The sequence below is a fragment of the Hymenobacter convexus genome (genome assembly GCF_030580955.1).
Taxonomy (GTDB): domain Bacteria; phylum Bacteroidota; class Bacteroidia; order Cytophagales; family Hymenobacteraceae; genus Hymenobacter.
The window spans coordinates 29,486-54,499 of record NZ_JAUQON010000001.1; the positions used below are offsets into that span (position 1 = coordinate 29,486).

Genomic DNA, 25,014 nt, shown 5'->3' on the forward strand with positions numbered 1-25,014 from the left:
TTTGTCTGTCATCCTGAGCGTAGCGAAGGACCTTATCTCGTTCGCATTAGCTGAGTTACTGCCAATGATTCTTCGGTGATAAGGTCCTTCGCTGCGCTCAGGATGACAGCCGATAAAAAGACTTTTAACCACTCTTCTCTTCTCCACTTTCCCGTGCGCCTCTTATCCTCCCTCACCACTCTCCTGGCCGCCGCCCTGCCGCTGCTGGCCCCCGCCCAAACCGTGCAGCTTACCGTCCAGCCCGGCGACCCCAAGCTTCTCATCAGCAAACACATTCAGGGGCAGTTTGCCGAGCACCTGGGGCGCTGCATTTACGACGGCTTTTGGGTGGATGAGAAGCTGAACGTGCCCAAGCAGGGCCGCATTCGGATGGACGTGGTGCAGGCGCTGCAGCGCATTCACGTGCCCAACCTGCGCTGGCCCGGCGGCTGCTTCGCCGATACCTACCACTGGCACGACGGCGTGGGCCCCGCCGCCCAGCGCCCCAAGATGCTGAATCTGTGGTGGGGCAACACCCTGGAAGATAATAGCTTCGGCACGCACGAGTTTCTGGAGCTGTGCCAGCTGCTCGGCACCGAGCCCTACTTGGCGGCCAACGTGGGCAGCGGCACCGTGCAAGAAATGGCCGGCTGGATGGAATACCTCAACTCGAACGAGGACACGCCCCTGGTGCTGGAGCGCCGCCGAAACGGCCACCCCGAACCCTATAAGGTGAGCTGGTGGGGCATCGGCAACGAAAGCTGGGGCTGCGGCGGTAACATGACCGCCCAGTACTACACCGACGTGTACAAGCGCTACGCCACCTTCGCCCACGACTACCCCGGCACTAGGCTGAAGAAGATTGTGAGCGGCGCCAACGGCGACGACGCCAACTGGACCGAGACGTGCATGAAAAACATCCCGCTCAACCAGATGTGGGGCCTCACCCTGCACCAGTACACGCTGCCCACCGGCAGCTGGAGCGGCAGCAAGGGCAAGGCCACCGGCTTCGGCGAAGACCAGTACTTCAGCACCCTGCGCAACTGCCTGCGCATGGACGCCATCGTGGCCCGCCACGCGGCCATCATGGACAAGTACGACAAGGACAAGCGCGTGGCCCTGCTGGTAGACGAGTGGGGCGTGTGGACCGACGTGGAGCCCGGCACCAACCCCGGCTTTCTGTACCAGCAAAACTCCCTGCGCGATGCGCTGGTGGCCGGCACCACCCTCAACATCTTCAACAACCACTGCGACCGGGTGAAGGGCGCCAACCTGGCCCAGGCCGTGAACGTGCTGCAGGCCGTCATCCTCACCGATAAGGAAAAGATGCTGCTCACGCCCACCTACCACGTCTTCGACCTCTACCAGGTGCACCAGGACGCGGAGTTTCTGCCCGTGCAGTTCAGTAGCCCCGACTACGTGTTCGGCAACGAGAAAATCCCGGCCCTGAACGCCTCCGCCTCGAAAGACAAGAGCGGCGCCGTCCATATTTCCCTCGTCAACCTCGACCCCAACAAGCCCTTGACTATCGAAACCTCCCTGCCCGGCGTGAGCTGGAAAACCGTGACCGGCCGCGTGCTGACCTCGGCGAAAATCAACGACTACAACACCTTCGACAAGCCCAACACCGTAGCCCTGGCCGATTTTAAAGGCGCCAAAAAGAAGGGCGACAAGCTGGCCGTGACGCTCCCGGCCAAGTCGGTGGTGGTGCTGGAATTGAAGTAGAGGATGTCGCGCTGGCAGCGCGGGCGCCTCACCCCTTGACCCCCTCTCCTCAGGGAGCGGGGGCACCGGACTTGCGCGTTTACGAACCGTTGAACGCACCCCCTCTCCCTGAGGAGAGGGGGCCGGGGGGTGAGGCGCCACGTCAGAACAAGTCACTGGAACTATATGAACATGAATATGAGAACCAACTGGCTGGCCTTCCTATTCGCCATCCTCCTCCCCACTCTGGCCGCTGCCCAGCCGGCCCGTTCCATCCGCCTGCAGGTGCCGCTGGATTCCATTCAGCTGAGCGACCCGTTTATTCTGGCCGATAAGAAGACGCACCTCTACTACATGACCGGCACCGGCGGCCTGCTCTGGAAAAGCCGCGACCTGAAGCGCTGGGACGGCCCCTACGCCGTGGCCCAGCCCGACCCCGCCTCCTGGATGGGCCCGAAGCCCATGATTTGGGCGGCCGAAATTCACCCCTACAAAGGCAAGTATTACTACTTCGCCACTTTCACTAACGAAGCCCTGAAAATCAGCGCCACCGACGGCCGCCAGCTGGACCGCCGGGCCTGCCACGTGCTGGTGAGCGACCGGCCCGACGGCCCTTACAAGCCCATGCGCGACGCCACTTACCTGCCCGCCAACCGCCTGACGCTGGATGCCACGCTCTGGGTGGAAAAGGACCAGCCCTACCTCGTGTACTGCGATGAATGGCTGAACGATATGAACGGCACCGTGGAGAAAATTGCCCTCAAGCCCGACCTGAGCGGCACTACGGGCGAGGCCCAGGTGTTATTCCGCGCCACTGACTCGCCCTGGAGCCGCGAGGACCCGCGCTCCGGCCCCGCGCGGCCCAATAAAGTGACCGACGGCCCTTACGTCTTCCGCACCGGCACCGGCCGCCTGGGCATGGTCTGGACCAGCTGGATTTATGACGTGTACACCCAGGGCGTGGCCTATTCCACCAGCGGCACTCTGGCCGGGCCCTGGACACAGGAGCCCAGCCCCATCACGCCGCCCAACTTCGGCCACGGCATGCTGTTCAAGTCCTTCGAGGGCAAGTCGCTGATGGCCATTCACAGCCACCGCAGCGAGGGCGGGCGCTACATCCGCGTGCCCCACCTGTTCGAGGTAGATTTGACCGGCGACAAGCTGGTGCTGGGCAAGGCTTATCGGCCTTGACTGTGCCGGTAGAGAGTGAAAAGCACGTCATGTCGAGTGCAGTCGAGACATCTTGCGTGTTGTCACTAATTCAATCAGCTGGCTCCCCTCTCCTTTGGGAGAGGGGCCGGGGGTGAGGCGCCACGCCAGAACGAAGCACGCAAAATGTCTCGGCAAGCTCAATAAGACGTGCTTAACAGGCTAAAAATCACGGGGCGAATATGCCCCCTTTTTTTACGCGAAATGCCCCCGTTGCTGGCTCATGGGCCGAAGTAGTATTGTCTGGCGAAAGCAAGGTCGGGTTGAAACCGGCCGCCGCCTGACGTTTCCACTTCCACCATTTTCCCCACCCAGCAATGGTAAACTTTTCCCCTCAACGGGCGCCGTGGCGGCGTCCTATCTATCTGTTAATGACCCTGGCCTGGGCCTGGCTGGCCAGCACGGCCGCCCTGGCCCAATCGACGGCCAACGACCTGACGGCCGCCTGGCTCGGCACCATCGACCAGGCCAATTTGCAGGTGACCGGCCTGCCCGCCAACGGTCGGGTGGCGCAGCTGCTTTCGGGCAGCCAGTACTCGGCCGGCGCCACTATTAAAGTGGTGAATGGGGCCGGCGTGCCGGTAGCCAAGAATACGGTGCTCGCCAGCGGCCTCAGCATCGTGGTGACCAGCGCCAGCGGTGCCCCCAAGAGCTATGCGTTGCAAGCCAACGGCGCGGCCCTGCCGGTGCAAACCGTCAGCAACGCCCCCAGCAGCACGCAGGCCAGCATCACGAACAGCATCCTGAGCATCAGCGGGGACTCGGAGTATCACTTCACGGGGAGCAACCCGCTGCCGGGCACGATGATAGATATGCAGGGCGACAACGTGTGGCTGTATTTTGAGGGCGTGCGGCCGTCGAAGTTCAACCAGCGGCTGCTGGCGCAGGTGACGGTGAACGGCCAGCGCGCCCAGATTGACACCACCGTGCGCCTGGTGCAGTACCTGCAAGGATGCGTACTCATCAGCCAACCCGCTACTTACCAGCCGTTGCAGGCCTACACCGCCGCCAGCCTGGGCGGCAGCGCCATGCAATTTGACCAGTATACTTACTACAAAACGGCCGAGCTAGGCGCGTTCAACAACGCCATTGCGTCGTTCCGGCTGAAGAAGGGATACATGGCCACCTTCGCCGAAAATGAGGACGGCACGGGCGCCAGCAAGGTGTACATCGCGCCCGATAACGACATTACCATCAACACGCTGCCGACGAATCTGCAAGGTAAAATCTCGCTGGTGCGGGTGTTTCCGTGGGCCTGGGTGAGCAAGAAGGGCTGGTGCAGCGCCCCGCTGCTCGGCGACTCGCTGCACGCGGCCTGGAACTACAACTGGAACAACAACGGCCAGTCGACGCTGGACATGGAGTACGTGCCGATTCGGCAGACGCAGTACTGGCCCGGTTTTGCTACGACGAACGCCAAGAAGAAGGTGACCCACCTGCTGGGCTACAACGAGCCTAATTCGACCCAACAGGCCAACATGAGCCCCCAGACGGCCATGCTGAACTGGCCCGGCCTGCTGCAATCGGGTCTGCGCGTGGGCTCGCCGGCCCCGACGGACGGCGGCGCCAGCTGGCTGTATTCCTTCATCGACAAGGCCGACTCGGCCGGCTACCGGGTCGACTACGTGGCCATTCACTTCTACCGGGGCTGCCAGACGGCCTCGCAGTTCTACGGCTTTCTGAAAGCCATTTATGACCGCACCAAGCGGCCCATCTGGATTACGGAATTCAATAACGGCGCCAACTGGACCAGCTCGACGGGCTGCCCCAAGCCGACGTATGCCGAGGAAGCGGCCAAGATTCAGAGCTTCATCACGATGCTCGACACGGCGCGCATTGTGGAGCGTTACTCGCTGTACCAGTGGGTGGAAGACACGCGCAAGATGTTCGTGACCGACTCGGACCCCAGCTCCATCACGCCGGCCGGCATTGTGTACCGCGACAAGATTTCGCCCATGGCCTACGACCCCACGCTGGTGCCGCCCACCGTGAGTGTGCCCGTGCCGGTGCCCTTCGGGCGCGGCAACCTGGCCGTGACGCGCTACGGCAGCAGCTCCTGGACGGGCGGCACCGGCGCCACGCTGCCGGTGTACATCGACGAGTTTGCGCCCGTGAGCGGGCCGCTGTATTCGGCCGGACAGCTGATGCGGACCGTGAATATTCCGACCGCGAACTACGGGGCCAACTTCGGCTACGTGGGCTCGGCCATGAAAGCCAACGCCGACGGGGCCATCGGCATCTCGCCCGACCGCACCAAAATGGCCATTTCGGGCTTCAACTCGGCCACCGGCAACACCAACGTGAATGGCGGCACCTCGCCCCGCGTGGTGGCCATTCTGGACGCCGACGGCAACCTCGACACCCGCACCGGCTTCTCGGACGGCAACAGCCAGCCCATGCGCACGGCCACCGTCACGGACAGCGCCACGGTGTACATCGCCTACGGCAACAACAGCTACGGCCTGCGCCACGCCTCGCTGCCCCGCACCGTGACCAACACGCCGCAGACGCGCACGGGCGTCACCATCTTCCCCACTATCAGCCTCAAAAAGCTGGCCGTATACGAAGGCAACCTGTACTTCACCACCTCCACCGTGCCGGGCGCGGCTTCGACCTCCGGCGGGCCGGTGGCGCCGACGACCACCAAGGTGATGCGCCTGAACGGGATGCCGGGCCGGGCTTCGACGCCCGTCACGCTGCCGGGCCTGCCGGCGCCGTCGTCGACCTCGCAGCCGGGTGGCTTCGTCATGTTCGACGTGAACCCCAACGTGCCGGGCTTCGACCTGCTCTACTACACCGACGACACGCCCACGCCCACGCTCAACAAGTACACCTTCAACGGCACTACCTGGACGGCGCGTGGCACCTTCACCATCACGGGCCTGAACGACAACCTGCTGCGCGACATGACCGGCACGCTGGTGCGCGGCGTGCCCACGCTGTACGGGGTGAGCTATACGTCCATCGTGCGCCTCGAAGACCGGGCCACCACCTACACGCTGGCCAATCCGGCCTTCACCAACAACCTGAGCGTGACGCAGACGGTGCTGAAAAACAATGCCGCCAGCACCACCTACGCCTACCGTGGCATCGCCTTCACACCCGGCACCCGCGACTCGCTTTACGTGCGCGTGCCCCAGACCATCACCTTCAACCCCATTGCCGACCAAATGCAGGGCGCGGCCGATTTTTACCCCAACGCCACTACCACCTCGGGCCTGCAGCTGGGCTACGCCACGTCTGATTTGAACGTGGCCACGGTGAACAACGGCCTCATCAGCATCGTGGGGTCGGGCACGGTCACCATCACCGTAAGCCAGCCCGGCGACTTCAAATACCTAGGTGCCACGCCGGTGTCGCGCACCTTCACGGTGCTAAGCGACCTCACCGTGGCCGCCGGCCAGCAGATGAACATGAGCACCAGCAGCCGCTACGGCAACGTGTTGGTTCAGGGTGAATTGACCCTGAGCGCCCCGCTCGCGGCGGCCGGCACTATCACGGTAGCCAGCGGCGGCATGCTGAACACCGGCTGCCAGGCCATCACCGGCGCGGCCGATTTCCGGGTGGAAGCCGGCGCGGAACTGCGCGTGTGCGACGCGGCCGGCATCATGCCCACCGGCGTGATGAGCGGCGCGGTGCAAACCACCGGCACCCGCACCTTCAGCCCCGACGCTAGCTATGCCTACCTGGGCACCGTGGCGCAGCAAACCGGCCTCGGCTTGCCCGCCGAAGTGCGCGGCCTGCTGGTGCAAAACCCGGCCGGCGTGACGCTGAGCGCGCCCTTGCAGGTGCATCAGCTGGTGCGCCTCACGCAGGGCAACCTGAGCTTGGGCACCCAGCCCCTCACGCTGCTTTCCGACGCCAGCGGCACGGCCCTGGTCGACAACACCGGCGGCGCAGTGCTGGGCACCGTGACCATGCAGCGCTATATCGACCCCACATTGAACTCCGGCCCGGGCTACCGCCACTACAGCGCCCCGGTGAGCAACACGACGGTGAATGATTTGGCCACCAGCGGCTTCGCGCCGGCCGTGGCCGGCAGCGCCTTCCCCACCGTGTACGGCTACGACCAGAGCCGCCTGACTTCCGCCGCCAATTTCTTCGACCAGGGCTGGGTGGCTCCGGCCGCACTCAGCACGCCGCTGGCTGTGGGCCAGGGCTACACCGTGAACCTGCCCGCCACCGAGCTGGTGGACTTCGTAGGCACGCTGAACAACGGCAATATTAATCTAAACCTGACGCGCGGCGTGCCCTCCGAAGCCGGCTGGCAGCTGCTGGGCAACCCCTACCCGGCCCCGCTCGACTGGAGCACGGTGACGGTGCCCGCCGGCCTGGGCAGCGCCATGTATGTGTACCAGAGCACCGGCCAGTATGCCGGCAGCTACCGCAGCTATGCCAACGGCATCGGGCAGTCGCCGCTGATTCCGGCGGGCCAGGGCTTTTTTGTGCGGGTGAACACGGCGGGCGCCACGCCCACGCTGGCCCTCAGCAACGCCAACCGCGTCACCACCTTCGGCGCCCAGCCCGCCATGCAGCGCGGTGCCGGAACCCGCCCGCTGGTGCAACTGCAGTTGAGCAGCGCGGCCGGTGCGGCCGATGACGCCTACGTGTACTTCGAAGCCGGCGCCACCGCCGGCCCCGATGCCCGCTACGACGCGCCCAAGCTGCGCAACGTGGGTTCTGCTGCCCTGAACGTCTTCTCGCTGGCAGCTGGTACGGAGCTGAGCATCAATGGCCTGCCGCAGCCGGGCGCGCAAAGCCTGGTGGTGCCGCTGGGCGTGGCCGTGTCCCAGGCCGGCACCTACACCCTCCGCGCCGAGCAGCTGCTGAACCAGACCGGTAGCGTGGCCCTGCGCGACGCCCTGACCGGCACCGTGCTCCCGCTGACCGCCCAGGCCACTTACCGTTTCTCGGTAGCGGCCGGCGCGTCGGCTACGGGCCGCTTCTCGCTGCTGTTTGGCCCGCAGCAGGTGCTGAGTATGACCAACGCCCTCAGCCAGCAGGTGACGCTCTTCCCGAACCCGGCCCACGGCGAGGTGCAGCTCAGCCTGCCCGCTGTCCTGCAGTCGGAAGTCCTGAAGGCTGACGTGCTGAATGCTCTGGGCCAGACGGTGCTCACGCGCACGCTGCCGGCCGGGGCGCTGCGCCTGCTGCCGCTCGGCGGGCTGGCTGCGGGCGTGTACACGGTACGCCTGGCCACCAGCCAGGGCACCATTAGCAAGCGCCTGCTGGTGCAGTAGCCGGCCGTTTTTGTCTCTGGTTTTCCCCTTTTCCCCAAATGGCCCCTGGCCGTTTGGGGAAAACTCCGGGTCTCACCCATACTTATCCCCAACAACATGCTTTATCAGTCACATTCTCGTTGCCGAACCTTGCTGATAGCCGGTTTGCTGCTGGGCGGGGCCACTCTGCAGGCGGTGCAGGCCCAGCCTAGCTCAGGCGGGCCCGGGCCCGGCACCCCACCGGCCATTACCGATGCGCCCCTCGATGGCGGAGCTTCGCTGCTACTGGCATCCGGCGTTGGCTACGGCCTGGCGCGGCTGCGGCGGGTGCGAGGCCTGAAAAAGGCAGCAGGCGTTTAATGAAGCGTACTGTCGTCTTGGACGGTCTGTGTGGTTCGTGCCCCGGTGCCTTTTGCAACTGGAGCAGCTGCCACGCCTGAGCCGGCTAGCGCTGCGTTTCTCATCCCAATAGCAGGGCTGGTTGACTTCGCGTCGGCCAGCCCTGTTGCTTTTAGGGCATGGCCCCTGCATCGTTCAGGCGCTTTTTAGCGGGTGCAGCCCGAAAACTACCCCTCTATTTCCCAAAATGTCCCCCCTGGCCGGAAAGCCGCAGCGGTAGTATTGTGATGCTATTACTGCCCGACTGATTCTATAAAACAAGCACCGGCTGCGTACCTCTTTTCCACCCCATCCATGTCCGTTTTTCACTGCTTCACCGCTGCCTTGCTCCTGACCGGCGGCGTGGCCCTGGCCCAAGCTGCCCCGCCCAACGAATGGGAAAACCCCCAGGCCGTCGACCAGAACAAGGAGAAAGCCCACGCCAGCTTCATGGTGTATGACAAGGCCGCCGACGTGGCCGCCAACCACTACGCCCGCTCGCCCTACTACCAAAGCCTGAACGGCACCTGGAAATTCAGCTACGTGGCCCGGCCCGACCAGCGGCCGATGGATTTCCAGCAGCCCGGCTTCGATGATGCCGGCTGGAAAACCATTGCCGTGCCCTCCAACTGGGAGATGCAGGGGTTTGGCGTGCCCATTTATACGAATATCACCTACCCGTTTCCGCGCAACCAGCCGTTCATTGACGGGAAAGACAACCCGGTGGGCACCTACCGGCGCAGCTTCACGGTGCCGGCCGGCTGGGCGGGGCGCGAGGTGCTGCTGAATTTCGGCTCCATCTCAGGCTACGCGGTGGTGTTTGTGAACGGGCAGCGCGTGGGCATGAGCAAGGTGGCCAAGTCGCCGGCCGAGTTCGACATCACGCCCTACCTCAAGCCGGGCGAAAACGCGCTGGCCGTGCAGGTATTCCGTTGGCATGATGGGTCTTATTTGGAAGACCAGGACTTCTGGCGCGTCTCGGGGCTTGACCGCGACGTGTACCTCTACAGCCTGCCGAAGCAAACCATCTGGGACTTCTTCGCCCACGCCGGCCTCGACCCCAGCTACAAAAACGGCCAGTTCGCGGCCGACGTGACGCTGCGCAACTTCGCGCCCGCCGCCGGCGCGGCCGGTAAGCTGACGGTGGAAATACTAGACCCCAGCGGCAAAACCGTGCTGCGCCAGCAGCAGCCCGCGCCCGCCCTGGCCGCCAGCGGCACCCAGACGGTGAAGCTGGCCGGCACCATTAAAAACGTGCGGCCCTGGAGCGCCGAAATCCCCACGCTCTACCAGTGCCGCCTCACGCTGGAGGACGCGCAGGGCAAGCCCCTGGCCATGACCGGCTGCGCGCTGGGTTTCCGCCAGGTTGAAATCAAAAACGCTCAATTGCTGGTGAACGGGGTGCCCGTGGAAGTGCACGGCGTGAACCGCCACGAATGGGAGCCCACCACCGGCCGCGTGGTGACCGAGGCCGGCATGCGCAAGGATTTGGAGACGATGAAGCGCTTCAACATCAACGCCGTGCGCACCAGCCACTACCCCGATGACGAAATGTGGTACCGCCTCTGCGACGAGCTGGGCATGTACCTCGTGGACGAGGCCAACATCGAAACCCACGCCTACGGCGCCGAATGGCAAAACTGGTTCGACAAAAACCAGCACCCCGCCTACCGCCCCGAGTGGAAAGCCGCCCACCGCGACCGCATCGACCGGCTGGTGGAACGCGATAAAAACCACCCCTCGGTCATCATCTGGAGCCTGGGCAACGAGTGCGGCAACGGCCCGGTGTTCCACGAAGCCTACACCTGGCTGAAACAGCGCGACCCCAGCCGCCCCATCTCCTTTGAGCAGGCCGGCGAGGACGTGAACACCGACATCGTGGCCCCGATGTACCCCGGCATGGGCTCGATGCGCCGCTACGCCGAGGCCACCGACAAGAAGCGCCCCTACATCATGTGCGAGTACGCCCACTCGATGGGCAACGGCCAGGGCAACTTTCAGGAATACTGGGACTTGATTCGGGCGCACCCGCACATGCAGGGCGGCTTCATCTGGGACTGGGTCGACCAGGGCATTCCGGTGAATAACTACGGCGCGCCCTTCTGGGCCTACGGCGGCGACCTAGGCGGCTACAACCTGCAAAACGATGAAAACGGCTGCGCCGACGGCCTTGTGACGGCTGACCGCAAGCCCCACCCGGGCCTGTACGAAGTGAAAAAGGTGTACCAGGACATCCGCTTCAGCGCCGCGCAGCCTGCTTCGGGCCGCATCACGGTGCTCAACGGCTTCTCCTTTCGAAACCTGGACAACTACGCCTTTCGCTGGGAGTTGCTGAAAAACGGCGCGGCCGTGAAAACCGGCACTTTCGCGGCCAGGCCCGCGCCGGGCAAGCAACAGGAGGTAAAGCTGGATTTGCCCAAGCTGAGCACCGAGCCCGGCGCCGAGTACGTGCTCAACGTATTCGCCCATACCAAAGCGGCTGATGCGCTGATACCAGCCGGCCACGAGGTGGCCCGTGAGCAGTTCCGCCTCACGCCTGCGGCCGCCTACTTCACGCGCCCGGCCGTGGCCGCCACCGGCCTGCAAATCAAGCGCGAGGGCGACAAGCTGGCGTTTACTTCGGGCGAGGTGAGCGGCGAGTTCAACACGGCGCAGGGCCGCCTGAGCAACTACCGCCGCGGCAGCAACCAGGTTATCGGCCAGTACCCGGAGCCTTATTTCTGGCGCGCGCCGACTGATAATGACTTCGGCAGCAACATGCCGCAACGGCTGGGCGTGTGGCGCACGGCCCACGCGGCCCGCAAGGTGCAGCGCGTGACGGTGGGGGAGGAGTCGGCCGCCGGCCTGCCCATCAAGGTCGAATACCTGCTCACCGACATCAACGTGCCCTACACCGTGGCCTACCTCATCCATCCCGACGGCGCCGTGAACGTAACCGCCTCAATGGACATGACCGGCCACGACCTGCCCGAGCTGATGCGCTTCGGCATGCGCATGGAGCTGCCCGGCCGCTACAACAACCTGAGCTACTACGGCCGCGGGCCCTGGGAAAATTACCAGGACCGCAACACCGCCACCTTCCTGGGCGTGTTCCGCGACTCGGTGCGCAATCAGTACCCGAACGTGTACATCCGCCCCCAGGAGGCTGGCTACCACACCGATGCCCGCTGGCTCGCCCTCACCAACGCCACCGGCCAGGGCCTGCGCATCGAAGGCGCCCAGCCCCTCAGCTTCAGCGCCCTCGACGTGCGAACCGAGGAACTGGACCCCGGCCTCACCAAAAAACAGCAGCACACCAGCGACGTGAAGCGCCACGACCGGGTGTTCCTGAACGTGGACCTGAAGCAGCGCGGCGTGGGCGGCGACAACAGCTGGGGCGCCTACCCCCACGACCAATACCGCCTGCTCGACAAAACGTATTCGTACAGCTACACCCTGCGGCTGGTGGACGAGAAGGCGCCTCAAGCGGGGGCGGGTATGTAAAAGCGCGGCATTTCGCATCTCGTAGTTGAACGACCGGTACCTTGACGGCCAGACATCATTTTTAAGGAGATGTCGTTCAACTATGGGCGCGAAGTGTCGCGTCTCTACATCGTGCCAACAACCCGACATCCCCTCGCCATGCGCCACAACTGGATTCCCTCGCTGCTTCTGACCACTTGTTGCTTGGCTTGGCTACCGAGTATGGCGCAACCAGCAGCAGTAGCGCCCATTGCCCCTAAGTTGGCTACCGTTTTACCGGATGCTCCGGTGCACCAGAGCGTGGCGGTCACTCCGCAGCCACCGGATGCAAGACCGGCGCCTGCGGCTGCCTTGGTGCGCCCGGTTGCTGCGCCGGGGCCATTGGTGCTTTTGAACTCTTCGATTGTCATCGACCTCACCAACCCGGCAATCAACCCAAATGACATTGACAAGCTGAGGATTTATAAAGGTGCCGATGCGCCGCCGCAGTGGCGTCCGCTTACAGCCTACGGCATTATTGATATCACGATGAAACGCAAGGCGAAGCTGAAAGTGACCAGTCGCTCTCTCGCCCAGATTGGGCGTAGCTTGGCTTTGCTAGGCACAATCAGCTACGCGGTTAATGGCATGCCGGTGGCCGGAACCGACCTGCGCATTGCCAACGACGCCATCGAGCGCATCGACATTACGCGGGCCGCTGCTTCGAGCCTCGACGTGCTGGTTGATATCCGAATTATTAACCGCATCCCGCCGCCCTTGCCTCCCGACCCATCTGGAAAACCACGGATTCTGATTCGTGGCACGGCCTCGCTTTAAATCACCCCATTACTTGATGCTTCCTTTTCGATTTGCCGGTTGCCTGTTGCTGACGCTCTTGGGCGGTAGCATTATTCAGCCCAACGCGGCGCAGGCCCAAACGCCCGTCGGCCTGGGCTGGGCCAAAAACAACGTGAACGGCGCGGTATTCCGCAAAAACTCCGTCGTGACGCAGGGTCGGGACCAGTACACGGCCTACTACGACTCCACCGGCTACGTGACGCTGGCCAAACGCCGCCTGCCCGCCGGCCCCTGGCAGGTGCAGCGCACTGCTTACAAAGGCAATGTGAAGGATGCCCACAACGTCATCAGCCTGATGGCCGACGGCGCCGGCTACCTGCACCTGAGCTTCGACCACCACAACAACCCCCTGCACTACTGCCGCAGCAAAGCCCCCGGCTCGCTCGAAATGGGCCCGCTCGAAGCCATGACCGGCCAGCAGGAGCAGAAGGTGAGTTACCCGGAGTTTCACCGTTTCCCCGGCGGCGATGTGCTGTTCATGTACCGCGACGGCGGCTCCGGCAACGGCAACCTCGTGCTGAACCGCTACGCGGTGAAGACGCAAAAGTGGACGCGCCTGCACAGCATACTCATCGACGGCGAAGGCAAGCGCAATGCCTACTGGCAGGCCTGCATCGACGCGCGCGGCACCATCCACGTCTCCTGGGTGTGGCGCGAAAGCCCCAACGTGGCGTCCAACCACGACATGGCTTACGCCTGCTCGAAAGACGGCGGCCTGACCTGGCAGCGCAGCACCGGCGAGAAATACCAGATTCCCATCACCGAAAGCACCGCCGAGTACGCCGCCCGCATCCCCCAAAACAGCGAGCTAATCAACCAAACGGCCATCACGGCAGACGCGGCGGGCACGCCCTACATTGCCAGCTACTGGCGGCCGACCGGCACGCAGGTGCCCCAGTATCAGATTATTTATAAGGCCGGAAAAATCTGGAAAACTGCGCAGGTCAGCCAGCGCACCACGCCGTTCAGTTTGAGCGGGGTGGGCACGAAGAAGATTCCGATTGCCCGCCCGCAGCTGTTGGTTTCAACGCAAAAAGGCCGCACGGCCGCCTACCTGCTCTACCGCGACGCCGAGCGCCAGGACCGCGCCTCGGTGCTGCAATGCCCCAACCTCAGTAAAAACCAGTGGACGCCCGCCGACCTCACTGCCAGCTCCGTGGGCAACTGGGAGCCCAGCTACGACACCGAGCGCTGGAAAGCCGAGGGCATCCTCAGCCTCTTCGTGCAGCGCACCGGCCAGGGCGACGGCGAAACCCTGGAAAACCTGCCCGCCCAGCCCGTGTACATTCTGGAGTGGAAGCCGGGCCAGCCGGTGCAGCCCGCCAGCATTGGCGCCGTAGTGCCGAGCGCGCCGGGCGGCGGCATCAAACCGCTCGCGCCGTCTTACGAGGGCTGGAAATTGGCCTGGGCCGACGAGTTCAACACGCCCGGCGCGCCCGACCCGAAAAACTGGCAGTTCGAAACCGGCTTCGCCCGCAACCACGAGCTGCAGTGGTACCAGCCCGACAACGCCCGCGTGGAAGGCGGCCAACTCGTCATCGAAGCCCGCCAGGAAACGCGGCCCAACCCGAACTACAAACCCGGCAGCACCGACTGGCGCACCAGCCGCCCCACCATCGAGTACACCTCGGCCAGCCTCAACACCAGCGGCCGACACCAATGGCAGTACGGCCGCTTCGAGATGCGCGCCCGCATCGATACCCGCCCCGGCCTGTGGCCCGCCTTCTGGACGCTGGGCGTGGACAAGCCCTGGCCCTCAAACGGCGAAATTGACATCATGGAGTACTACAAGGGCAACCTGCTGGCCAACGTCGCCTCCGGCACCGCTAGGCCCTACACCGCCAGGTGGCACTCCGAAACCAAGCCCGTCACCAGCTTCGCCGACCCCGCGTGGAGCCAGAAATTCCACGTCTGGCGCATGGATTGGGATGAAAAAGCCATCCGTCTCTACGTCGACGACCTGCTGCTGAACGAAACCCTACTCACCAATACCGTGAACCAGGACGGCACCAACTTCAACCCGATGATGCAGCCGCACTACGTGTTGCTCAACCTCGCCCTCGGCGGCGACAACGGCGGCCCGCTCACGGGTACCACGTTTCCCAGCCGCTACGAAATCGACTACGTGCGGGTGTACCAGCGGTAGGTTCATGGACAACTGCTAAAACAACCGAAAAGAACGGTCATAATTACCTAACTATAAAAAAGGCCCCTACCAACCGGCAGGGGCCTTTCTCATTCATAAAACCAGGCAGAAATTACTTCGCCAGCTTGGCTTTCAGGTTCTCGTCCAGCGCAGCCAGGAACTCCTCGGTGTAGAGGTAGTCGCGGCCGTGCTCCACTTTGTTGCCGTGGATGCAGACGGCAAGGTCCTTGGTCATTTTGCCGCTTTCCACGGTTTCGATGCAGACCTGCTCCAGGGCCTGGCAGAAGTCGATAAGCTCCTGGTTGCCGTCGAGCTTGCCGCGGAACTCCAGGCCGCGCGTCCAGGCGAAAATCGACGCAATCGGGTTGGTGCTGGTCGGCTTGCCGGCTTGGTGGTCGCGGTAGTGGCGCGTCACGGTGCCGTGGGCGGCTTCGGCCTCCATGGTGCCGCCGTCGGGCGTCACCAGCGTGCTGGTCATCAGGCCGAGCGAGCCGAAGCCCTGGGCCACGGTGTCGGACTGCACGTCGCCGTCGTAGTTTTTGCAGGCCCACACGAAGTTGCCGTTCCACTTCAGCGCCGAGGCCACCATGTCGTCAATCAGCCGGTGTTCGTAGGTGATACCGGCTTCCTTGAACTTGGCCAAGTAGTCCTGCTCATAAATCTCCTGGAAGATGTCCTTGAAGCGGCCGTCATACTTCTTCAGGATGGTGTTCTTCGTGCTCAGGTACAGCGGCCAGCCCTTCATCAGGGCCTGGTTGAAGCAGGCGTGGGCGAAGCCGCGGATGCTTTCGTCGGTGTTGTACATGGCCAGGGCCACGCCGTCGCTCTTGAAGTTGAACACCTCAAACGACTGCGCCTCTCCGCCGTCTTCGGGCTGGAAGGTGATGGTGAGCTTGCCCTTGCCCTTGGTCACGAAATCGGTGGCGCGGTACTGGTCGCCGAAGGCGTGGCGGCCGATGCAAATCGGGGCCGTCCAGTTGGGCACCAGGCGGGGCACGTTGGCCATCACAATGGGCTCGCGGAACACCGTGCCGTCCAGGATATTGCGGATGGTGCCGTTCGGCGACTTCCACATCTGCTTCAGGTTAAACTCCTTCACCCGCTCCTCGTCGGGGGTGATGGTGGCGCACTTGATACCCACGCCGTACTGCTTGATGGCGTTGGCCGCGTCAATGGTCACCTGGTCGTTCGTCTCGTCGCGGTACTCGATGCCCAGGTCGTAGTATTTGATGTCGAGGTCGAGGTAGGGCGTAATCAGCTTGTCCTTGATGAACTTCCAGATGATGCGCGTCATTTCGTCGCCATCGAGCTCCACTACGGGATTGGCTACCTTAATTTTAGTCATGGGTACGGGCTTGAGTAAGATGTTGTTGGAGTAGTGCACAGCCGACGAAACCGGGGTCGGCGGCCGGCTGGCCGCGCCATCCCGATTGCCTCGTGCGCTCTACAAAACTACAGCGGCCCGTTGCTGCGGCAGCATCGGCGCGCACGAAGGCCCAAATTTTTCACTTCCGGCCCGTCTTTTTGGACGCCTGCACCTGCTCATACGCCACGCGCTGCAATGCTACAGCCTGAGCGGGCGAAATGCCCAGCGCGGCGGCGGCCTGCTCGGCGGCGCCCAGCTTGCGCGGGTCCTTGCCGGTGAGCTCGGCGAAGAGCACGCAGGCATTGAGGTAGGCTCCCCACTGGCTGGGGTGGCGGCCGTCGGGCGCCCAGAGGTTCATTTTGCTAGCATCGGGGGCGTAGGGGTTGGGCATGGCCGCGCCGCTTCGGATGGCGCGCAGCCAGGCATCGCCGGCCGGGGCCACGCCCGCGATGCGGCCGTCGCGCCGGGCCAGGCCGTAGTAGGCTGCGTGCAGGTCGTGGGTCATCGAGTCGAGGGGCTGGCCGGCGTAGGTGGCGCCCGGCGTGTAGGTGATGTTGGCGTTGGCCCAGGTTTGGTAGAGGTAGACTTTGGCGGCTGGGTTGGCCTCGTGCACCGCCTGTTCCAGCTTGGTGCCGTAGGTGACGAACCGCTCGGGCTGGCCACCGTGGCGCGTCGGCAGCGGCCCGGTGCTGAGGTCGTGCATCACCACCACTTCCCACTTCGGCTGCCGGATGATGGCTAGTAGGCTGTCGTAATGAAACTGAAACGTCTGGCCGCTGAGAGCTTCAAGGTGTACCTCGTAATTCAGCCCGGCCTCATCGGTCATCTTCTTGAAAATGCCGGGAATGCCGCCCCAGGGCCCGGGCTCGTTCAGGTACTGGCGGTAGCGCTGCCCGTGGCGGTTGGGCGTGAAGTTTTCATCCGTAACGTTGGCCGCGTTGTAGTTGAGCACGGGCGGCCGGGCGCCGTGGAAAAAGCTATTGCCTACGAACAGGATAACCGTGGGTTTCTTCGGTGGCTTGGCGGCTTGAGCAGCGGGAGAGAGTAGGCCGCAAATGAAGAGGACAGCTAGTAAGTTCAGATAGCGCATGAAGCAGTTGGGAAGGATGTAGAGACGCAATACTTTGCGTCTCGTCGTTGCTGATGTTGTTATGATTGTGCGGTGTTACGGGGCTCTGGTCGTTCAACGACGAGACGCGAAGTGTCGCGTCTCTACACCGTTCAATTAAAATCCAGGTGCTTGTCAAAAAACGGCAGCACGTGCTGGAACATCCGCCCGTCGTGGCCCATGATGCGGCTGCCGTGCGTGCCCTCGTACTCTTCGGCCGTGTGGCGAATGCCGAACGACGCCAGCCATTGGCTGAACGTACGGCAGGTGGGCGGAATGTGGCGCACCTCGTCCTGCGCGCCCCAATCAAATACAAGAGCCCGTAACTGCCGCAGCGCCGCCGTATGTGTGGGCAGCAAATAGGTAGGCGTGCCTGCCACCCAGCGCGCCAGCGCGGCATCGCGCCGGGCCAGACTGTCGGCACCCAATGAGCCGGGCAGGTCGGCCCCGAACAGCGGTGCCTTCGGATTGGGCGAAAAGGCGCGCGACACCGCCACCGTGGACAGCACCGGGTGGCTGCGCAGGGCCTCGGCGGCATTCGTGGCGCGCAGGGCCTGCGGCAGGCCCGGGCCCGGCAGGTAGCTGGGGTGCGGCCCCACCAGCGCCGGGCTCAGCGCGTAGGCCGCCGCCCAGTTGCCGGGGTACTGCAGGGCCAGGCGCAGTGTGCCGCCGCCGCCCATGGAATGGCCGGCCAGCCCGCGGCTGCCGGGCCGGGCCAGCGTCCGGAACTGCTTGTCAATGAAGGTAATCAGCTCGCGGGCGGTGAAATCACCCCACGGCCCGTTGGTGGCGGAGTTCACGTACCAGCTGCCGCCGAAACGGGTCTGCTCATTGGGTACCACCATGATGAAGGGACGGATTTTGCCTTCGGCAATGGCCTGGTCGAGCAGCGGCTTCATGCCGTCTTTGTTGAAAATCAGGCTATCGTTCCAGGTGAAGCCGTGCAGGTAGTAGAGCACCGGGTAGCGCCGGGCGGGGTTGGCGTCGTAGCCGGCGGGCAAATACACACTCACGCGGCGGCGTGGGTTTTCGCCGCCGGGGTTGCCGCGCAGCAGCTTCGAGTCGAGGTAGGTGACGACCACGCGGCCAGCCGGCGGGCTGGTTTGGGCTTTGAGGCCGGGGCTGCTGAGTAGCACTAGCAGCAGGAGTAGCAGGGTTTTCAGGCTTGCATTGGGCTTCATTGTGCGGGCATCGGGATATAAAAGAACGGTCATGCTGAGCGGAGCCGAAGCATCTCTACCGCTTCGTTGCCCGGGCTTCTCACCAAACCCAGACGGCGAAGCTTTTCAGCAGTCATTCGTTGCAGCGAATGGATTACTACTGCGGTAGAGATGCTTCGACTGCGCTCAGCATGACGTTCTATGTAATTGTTATTTCTTCAATTCCGCCTTCAAGGCGGCGATGACGTCCGGGTTCGGCAGGCAGTTTTGGAACTTGATATTTTCCAGAATTTGGGGCAGCTCGGCGGCGCTTTTCACATCCACGATGTAAGGAGGCTTGATGCGCAGCAGAGCGGCAATGGGCTTGTCGTTGAAACGCTTATAGGTCCATTGGCACCAGCCGATTCCCACGCTGTTGAGGTTGCGGGCGGCTTCGCCCATCCACTGGGCCGAGTTTTCGCCGGTTTCGCCCACCCACACGGGCACGTTCTGGGTTTCGCGGAAGCGGAGCAGGTTGGCGATGGCGCCGAGCTGGTTGGCGTCGGGGTTGGTAGCGTCGAGGGCGTTGCTGAGCGGGTATTTGGGTAGGATGCTGTAGCGGTGCGAGTTATAAACCAGGTTTTCCTGGTGGGTGAAAGTGCGCTTCTCGATGGCGTTGTAGTTGTTGCCGTAGCCGTTGCCTTCGAGCAGCAGCAAGTGCTGGTCGCCCTCGCCGCGCACCGTGTTGATGAGCCGCTCCAGCATGGCCTGAATGGGCGGGTTGCCGCCGGGCACGTTGTTGGGCTCGTTCACGAGGTCGTATAGGGCAATGCGGCCGTCGTTTTTGTAGCGGCGCGCCAGCGTGGCCCACAGCCCGTTCGTCATGTCCTGAAACACGGGCTCCTTCCAGAAATCCAGCGGCTGCAGGGCATCAGCAATGTTGGAATCGGTGCCCTGGGCGCCGGGCGCGGCGTGCAAATCCAGCACCACGTAGAGCTTGTTGGCTGCGCACCAGGCCAGCGTTTTATCAATGATGCGAATAGCTTCCAGTTGGGCTGGCTTCTGGAAAAGCTGCCCGGCCTGCTGCCATTGCTTCAGCTTGTCCACGTACTCGGCATACGGCACCGTGCCGCGGATAACACCGTTGCGCACCGCCCGCTGCTGCCTGGTCAGGAACAAGTCGTAGTGCAGCGGCAGCCGGATGCAGTTGAAGCCCTGCTGCGCAATGAAGTTGATATCAGCCTTCGTAATAAAATTGTCGCGGTAGCGCTGGTAGAATCTCTCCACCGCCGCGTCGCTCATGCCGGCCTGGTAGAGCACCTTTTTCACCGAGCCCTGGGTGCCGCCGTAGCCGGGCTTCATCATGTAGCCTTCCTGCAGGAGCCAGCCGCCCAGGTTCATCCCTTGCAGCAGCACCTCGCGGTTCTGGGCGTCCACGATTTTGGGGCCGTCGGCGCGGAGCAGGGGCGTCTGGGCGAGGCCGGGGAGGACGGTGAGAAGGAGGAGCAGCAGTGTTTTCATGCGGAAAACGAAATCTGTTCGAACGTCATGTCGAGCGCAGTCGAGACATCTCGCGTGCTTCGTTCTGGCGGGCGCCTCACCCCCGGCCCCGGTTCGCTTGAAGCGCGAAGCCTCAGGGAGAGGGGTGCCAGACGTCAGTTTTTCTAGAACGCACCCCCTCTCCCTGAGGCTTCGCGCTTCAAGCGAACCGGGGCTGGGGGGTGAGGCGCTCCGCCTGAACGATACTCAAAAATCAGTTAACCACATCAGTTAACCACATAAGTAGCAATGGAATGCGCCGGGCTGGTCGTGGCCGCGGCCTGGCCTTTTATCCAGAGCTGAAACTCCTGGGGCTTGTCGCCGCTGTTCATCACCACCACGGCTAGCTTGCCGTCGGGGTTGCGGTAGGCGGTGGCTTGCAGCCAGTCGCGGTTGGTGGTGCTGGCCACGCGCCTGGCGCCGGGCCGGATAAACTTCGAGAAGTGGCCGATGTAGTAGTAGGCGCTGGTGTAAATCAGCTTGCCGGCCTTAGTGTCGCCGATGACGGGGGCGAAGCAGAAGTTGCCCACGTGGTTGGGGCCGCCGGTTTCGTCCAGCAGCACGTTCCAGTCGGTCCAGCCCACGGTGCCGGCGTTGAAGTCGCCAATCATCGACTGCCCGTACTTCTCGCCCAGGCTCCAGTCGTCCACTTTGGCCAGGTCGAATTTCTCCTTGCAGCCCTCGGTGAAAATCAGGTTGGTGTTGGGGAAAGCCTCGTGCACACGGCGCTCGTTGTCGAACAGCATGCCCGAGCCAGTCCAGGTTTCGTACCAGTGGTAGCCAATGCCCCACACGTACTTGGCGGCTTCGGGGTCATCCAGCACGGTGCTGGCGCGTTGGAACAGCAGGTCGCGGTTGTGGTCCCAAGCAATGAGCTTTTTGCCGCCCAGCCCGCCCTTGGCCAGCGTGGGCCCGAGGTAACCTTTGATGAAATCCCGCTCTTCCTCGCCGGTGAAAATGCACGACTCCCACTTCTGGGTGGCCATGGGCTCGTTCTGCACCGAGAGGCCCCAGATGGGGATGCCCATCTGCTCATAAGTCTTGATGAACTTCACGTAGTAGTCGGCCCAGGCCTGGCGGTACTGGGGCAGCAGCTTGCCGCCGTGCAGCATCTCGCCGTTGGTTTTCATCCAGCCGGGCGGGCTCCAGGGGCTCACAAACAGGGTGAGCTTGCCGCCGGCCGCCGCCATCACCTGCTTGATGAAGGGAATGCGGAACTGCTCGTCGTGCTTCACGCTGAAGGTTTTCAGCGCCGCGTCCTTGTCGGCCACATACGTGTAGCTACCGCTCGAAAAGTCGGAGCTGTGGATGCTGGTGCGCCCCAGCGTGTAGCCAATGCCTTTGGTGGGGCTGTAATAAGCCTGCAGAAATTCCTGCTGCTGCGCCTTGGGCAATTTGGCAAAGGTTTCGGCCGAGGCATCGGTCAGCGCCCCGCCAATGCCCAGCATAGTCTGAAAGGTGTGGCCGGGGTCAACGAACACGCACACCTGCGTCTCCAGCGGCTGCGCAGCCGGCTGAAAACTCAGCGCCGCGCCGGCCGCCATCCGCTGCGTAGTGCCCTGCGCTGTGGTGAACACCTGCACCTGCTTGCCGGCAGCGGAGTAGGTGGCCGGTTTGGCCGGGGCTGCTTTGGGCGGAACTTGCTTAGGCGTTTGGGCAGCTACGCCGGCCGCGTGGAGGGCCGTGACCAGCAGCGCCGGCAGGACTTTGAAAGGAGGCATCATAGTGGGAATTAGCGCAAGCGCTGAAAAAGGAAGGATTACAGATGAAAAGCCTGATTGGGAAAAGCCGCGTCCTCGTAGGGCTTGAACTGCTGGGCGCGGCTTACCGAATCGAACACCAACGCCTGCGGCCGGGTTGGAACGTAGGCGGGCCATTCCGCGCCGGGGCTGCCGGTGGCAATGAAGCTCACCCAGCGCCGGTGCATCTGCCGCGCAAGTTCCTGGGCTGATGGTGCCGCGGCGGCCTTCGGCCCCAGTGTGTTCCAGACGAAGCCTAGCTCCTGGGCGTGCACCGGGCCCGCGCCGCCGGGTACGCGGTAGTCGAAACGGTAGAGCCACACGGCGTGGCCGGCGCGGGCCAGCGTGCCCGCCAGCCGGTACGAAGCCAGCCGGTAGAGGTAGTCGGTAGTGGTGCGCAGCCAGGCCTGGTCGGTGGGCTGGGTGCGGGCGGCCTGCTGGTAGGCGCGCCACACCGGCGCGCCGTTGGTCCCGAACAGGTTGGTGAGTACGTCCGCATTCGGCTGGCGCAGCGTGGGCCAGAAGCCCATAAACAGGCCGGCTTCGTCGCGGTTAGTGCCCACCAGTGCCCGCAGCAGCGGCCGTTTGCGGGCCAGGTGGGCCAGCGGTTCTTCCGGAATGGTGCGGCCGTCGCGCACCGGCCCGAACAGCTGCAGGCCATTGGGGCCGGCGGTGAGTTGCTGCTGAGCCCGCAGAATGTCGGCGGTGGGCAGGGTGAGGAACTGCCGGGCCTGGTCGGGGCGCAGGCCGAGGGCGGTCAGCAGGCGGGCGGTAACGGTGGCGGCTGTGGCGGTGTCGCGCACAGCCTGCGTGCCGCCGCTTTCCAGAATGACCTGCTGGTAAAGCCCATCGGCGGCGGGTGTGGCCAGCACGGCCCCGAGCAGCTTGGCCCCGGCCGACTCGCCCATTACCGTCACGCGGCCGGGGTCGCCGCCGAAGGCGGCGATGTTGGCGTGCACCCAGCGCAGGGCGGCCACGGCATCGAGCAGGCCCAGGTTGCCGGCCTGGCGGTATTCGGGGCCCAGCAAATTGCCCAGCTGCAAAAAGCCGAAGCTGCCCAGCCGGTAGTTGATGCTCACGGCTACAAGGCTGTCGGCCCCGGCGAAATTCTGTCCCGGAAAGTCGTCGCCCGAGCCACCGGTGAAGCTGCCGCCGTGCACCCACACCACCACGGGCTTGGGCCGGGCGGCCCGCAGCGAGGGCGTCCAGACATTCAGCGTGAGGCAATTTTCGTCGCCAGCCGGCGCGTTGTTGGTGTTCTGCGGGGCATGCGGGCCGAATGCGGTGGCCGGGCGCACGCCAGACCAAGACCGCAACGGCTGGGGCGGCCGGAAACGGGCGGCGCCCGTTGGCGCCTCGGCGTAGGCCACGCCCCGAAAGGCCAGCCCGCCACTGGCCTCGCGGGTGCCCTGCAGGCGGCCGGCGACTGTGGATGCTACCGGACCTGGCCCGGGGCCTTGGCCACCCGCCAGCAGCGGAACTCCGCCAGCCAGGGCGCTAAGCAGAAACCATCGGAAAAAGAAGGGCGCCATCATGGGGCGTAAAATACGGCTACCACACGTAAGTAGCCACCGCCCCCACGGGCAGCGTGGTGTAGGCGGTTTTGCCTTTGTATTGAATGTTGAAAGAAGGGCTGGCGCCGTTGTTCAGCACCACCAGCACGCGCTTGCCGCTGGGCGTTTTGTAGGCCACGTTGGGCAGGTTGGCGGGCTGGTTGGTGGCCACGCGCACCGAGCCGGGCCGCACAAACTTGCTGGCGTGCGCCACCGTGTAGTAGGCCACGTTGCGCGCCACGGTATTGCCCGAAATGGTGAGAGCGCCCAGGCAAGTCGAGCAACCGGTGCCGCTGGTGTGCGGGCCGTAGTTTTGGTCGCTGGCCAGGTTCCACTCCAGCACGTTGCGGCTCCAGTTGCGCGGCCCCCCAATTTCGAGTTTGAGGAGGTGGTCCGTCAGGTCGCTGGCGAAGCTGTTGGTGCCGGGGGCCTGCGTCCATTGCTCCGTGAAGTATAGGTTTTTGCCCGGGAAGTTGTCGTGCACGGAACTCAGGGCCCCAATGGTGCCGCCGTAGAGGTGGAAGGCCGAGCCGTCGGTGAAAGCACTGGCCGCGGGGTCGCTCAGCACGGTGTTCACGAAGGCTAAGCCGGCGGCGTCGGGGTTGTGGTCGTAGGCAATAATCTTGGTGCTCAAGCCGGCGGCGCGGAAGGCCGGGCCCACGTTATTCTTGATGAAAGCAGCCTGCTCGGCGCCGGTCATTACCATGCTGGGGTTGTTGCCGCCATACAGTGGCTCGTTTTGCAGCGTCACGGCGTCGATGGGAATGCCCAGGGCCTGCATGCCTTGGATGTATTTCACGAAATATTGGGCATAAGCCGGGTAGTACTGCGGCAGCAAACTGCCCCCAATCGGGCTGTTGTTTGATTTCATCCACGAGGGCGCCGTCCAGGGTGAGCCCAGGATTTTGATGCTGGGATTGACGGCCAGAATTTCCTTCAGCACCGGAATGAAGTAAGCCTGCTCCTGCGCCAGGCTGAAGCCCGTCAGGTTTGGGTCGGGCGCGCCCGAGTCGTCATAGGTATACACCTGGCTGCTCAAATCCGAGGCGCCGATGCTGACGCGCAGGTAGCTCACGCCGATGTAGGTACTGTCCGTGGCAAACAGCTCCCGGATAAGCGCCGCCCGGTTGCCGGCCGACATCAAGCTCATCACGTAGGCGCTGCCCCCGGTAAGGGTGTAGCCGAAGCCGTCCATCGTCTGAAAAGTCTGGGTGGTGTCCACCGAAATGGTGGGGTCGGCGTTGGCCGTGCCGTTGAAGTTCAGCACCGTCCGCTGCCGGGCGAAAAGAGTCGTCTTATCCGGCGTGGTCAGCCACACGGCCACCTGCGAGGGCCCCGTGGGCGTGGTAGGCGGCGTCACCGGCGGCGTCACGGGCGTATCAGGGCTGTCCTTTTTGCAGCCGCCGAGTAGCAGAAGCAGCGCCAGCAGCAGGCTGGCCGGGCAAGGGAAACGGGTGGGGAGTCTCATTGGGGCGAAAGAGGAGGTGGCGGGAGGAAGAAGAAGTGCAAGTAGAACGTCATGCTCATCTGGCGTCCGCGCAGCCGAAGCATCTCGCGTACCGTCACAAATTCTTTTTCTGGCGATTGAATTACTACCGCACGCGAGATGCTTCGGCTGCGCGGACGCCAGATGAGC

The 25,014-nt window shown here is 63.8% G+C and carries 14 protein-coding genes and 1 pseudogene; 8 read left to right on the forward strand and 7 right to left on the reverse strand.

All coding sequences use genetic code 11. The annotated features are described in order from the left end of the window. Positions 1-153: 153 nt before the first annotated feature. From Q4S41_RS00085 to Q4S41_RS00120, 8 genes and pseudogenes are all read left to right on the forward strand, one after another. A complete protein-coding gene (locus Q4S41_RS00085; protein ID WP_305029101.1) occupies positions 154-1,704 on the forward strand; it encodes an alpha-N-arabinofuranosidase in 1,551 nt (516 codons plus the stop codon). A gap of 171 nt (positions 1,705-1,875) precedes the next feature. After that, a complete protein-coding gene (locus Q4S41_RS00090) occupies positions 1,876-2,874 on the forward strand; it encodes a glycoside hydrolase family 43 protein (RefSeq protein WP_369811231.1) in 999 nt (332 codons plus the stop codon). A gap of 389 nt (positions 2,875-3,263) precedes the next feature. Beyond that, positions 3,264-8,132, forward strand: coding sequence for a glycosyl hydrolase (locus Q4S41_RS00095; protein ID WP_305029102.1), 4,869 nt, complete (start codon positions 3,264-3,266; stop codon positions 8,130-8,132). A gap of 129 nt (positions 8,133-8,261) precedes the next feature. Continuing rightward, complete coding sequence (locus Q4S41_RS00100) at positions 8,262-8,471, forward strand: PID-CTERM protein-sorting domain-containing protein (protein ID WP_305029103.1); 210 nt, start codon at positions 8,262-8,264, stop codon at positions 8,469-8,471. A 333-nt stretch (positions 8,472-8,804) separates the two neighbouring features. Continuing rightward, positions 8,805-11,972, forward strand: a complete 3,168-nt coding sequence (locus Q4S41_RS00105) for a glycoside hydrolase family 2 TIM barrel-domain containing protein (protein ID WP_305029104.1) — start codon at positions 8,805-8,807, stop codon at positions 11,970-11,972. Between the two features lie 69 nt (positions 11,973-12,041). Beyond that, on the forward strand, positions 12,042-12,767 hold the full coding sequence (locus Q4S41_RS00110) for a hypothetical protein (protein ID WP_305029105.1): 726 nt from the start codon (positions 12,042-12,044) through the stop codon (positions 12,765-12,767). A gap of 16 nt (positions 12,768-12,783) precedes the next feature. Beyond that, positions 12,784-13,728, forward strand: a pseudogene (locus Q4S41_RS00115) (BNR repeat-containing protein); the annotation flags it as partial. Positions 13,729-14,127: 399 nt separating this feature from the next. Then, positions 14,128-14,934, forward strand: coding sequence for a glycoside hydrolase family 16 protein (locus tag Q4S41_RS00120; RefSeq protein WP_305029731.1), 807 nt, complete (start codon positions 14,128-14,130; stop codon positions 14,932-14,934). Positions 14,935-15,046: 112 nt separating this feature from the next. Here Q4S41_RS00120 and Q4S41_RS00125 read toward each other — a convergent pair whose 3' ends face one another. From Q4S41_RS00125 to Q4S41_RS00155, 7 genes are all read right to left on the reverse strand, one after another. Next, positions 15,047-16,279 carry an NADP-dependent isocitrate dehydrogenase gene (locus Q4S41_RS00125; RefSeq protein WP_305029106.1) on the reverse strand — a complete coding sequence of 411 codons (1,233 nt, stop codon included), beginning with the start codon at positions 16,277-16,279 and terminating at the stop codon, positions 15,047-15,049. 160 nt (positions 16,280-16,439) lie between these two features. Then, on the reverse strand, positions 16,440-17,390 hold the full coding sequence (locus tag Q4S41_RS00130) for a DUF4886 domain-containing protein (protein ID WP_305029107.1): 951 nt from the start codon (positions 17,388-17,390) through the stop codon (positions 16,440-16,442). 131 nt (positions 17,391-17,521) lie between these two features. Continuing rightward, positions 17,522-18,622, reverse strand: coding sequence for an alpha/beta hydrolase (locus Q4S41_RS00135; protein ID WP_305029108.1), 1,101 nt, complete (start codon positions 18,620-18,622; stop codon positions 17,522-17,524). 156 nt (positions 18,623-18,778) lie between these two features. After that, on the reverse strand, positions 18,779-20,068 hold the full coding sequence (locus Q4S41_RS00140) for a glycoside hydrolase family 5 protein (RefSeq protein WP_305029109.1): 1,290 nt from the start codon (positions 20,066-20,068) through the stop codon (positions 18,779-18,781). Between the two features lie 245 nt (positions 20,069-20,313). Next, complete coding sequence (locus Q4S41_RS00145) at positions 20,314-21,810, reverse strand: glycoside hydrolase family 30 protein (RefSeq protein ID WP_305029110.1); 1,497 nt, start codon at positions 21,808-21,810, stop codon at positions 20,314-20,316. Between the two features lie 35 nt (positions 21,811-21,845). Continuing rightward, the gene (locus Q4S41_RS00150) at positions 21,846-23,360 is read right to left on the reverse strand and encodes a carboxylesterase/lipase family protein (protein ID WP_305029111.1); all 1,515 of its coding nucleotides are present in this window, start codon (positions 23,358-23,360) and stop codon (positions 21,846-21,848) included. A gap of 16 nt (positions 23,361-23,376) precedes the next feature. Further along, positions 23,377-24,846, reverse strand: coding sequence for a glycoside hydrolase family 30 protein (locus Q4S41_RS00155; protein ID WP_305029112.1), 1,470 nt, complete (start codon positions 24,844-24,846; stop codon positions 23,377-23,379). Between the last annotated feature and the right edge of the window lie 168 nt (positions 24,847-25,014).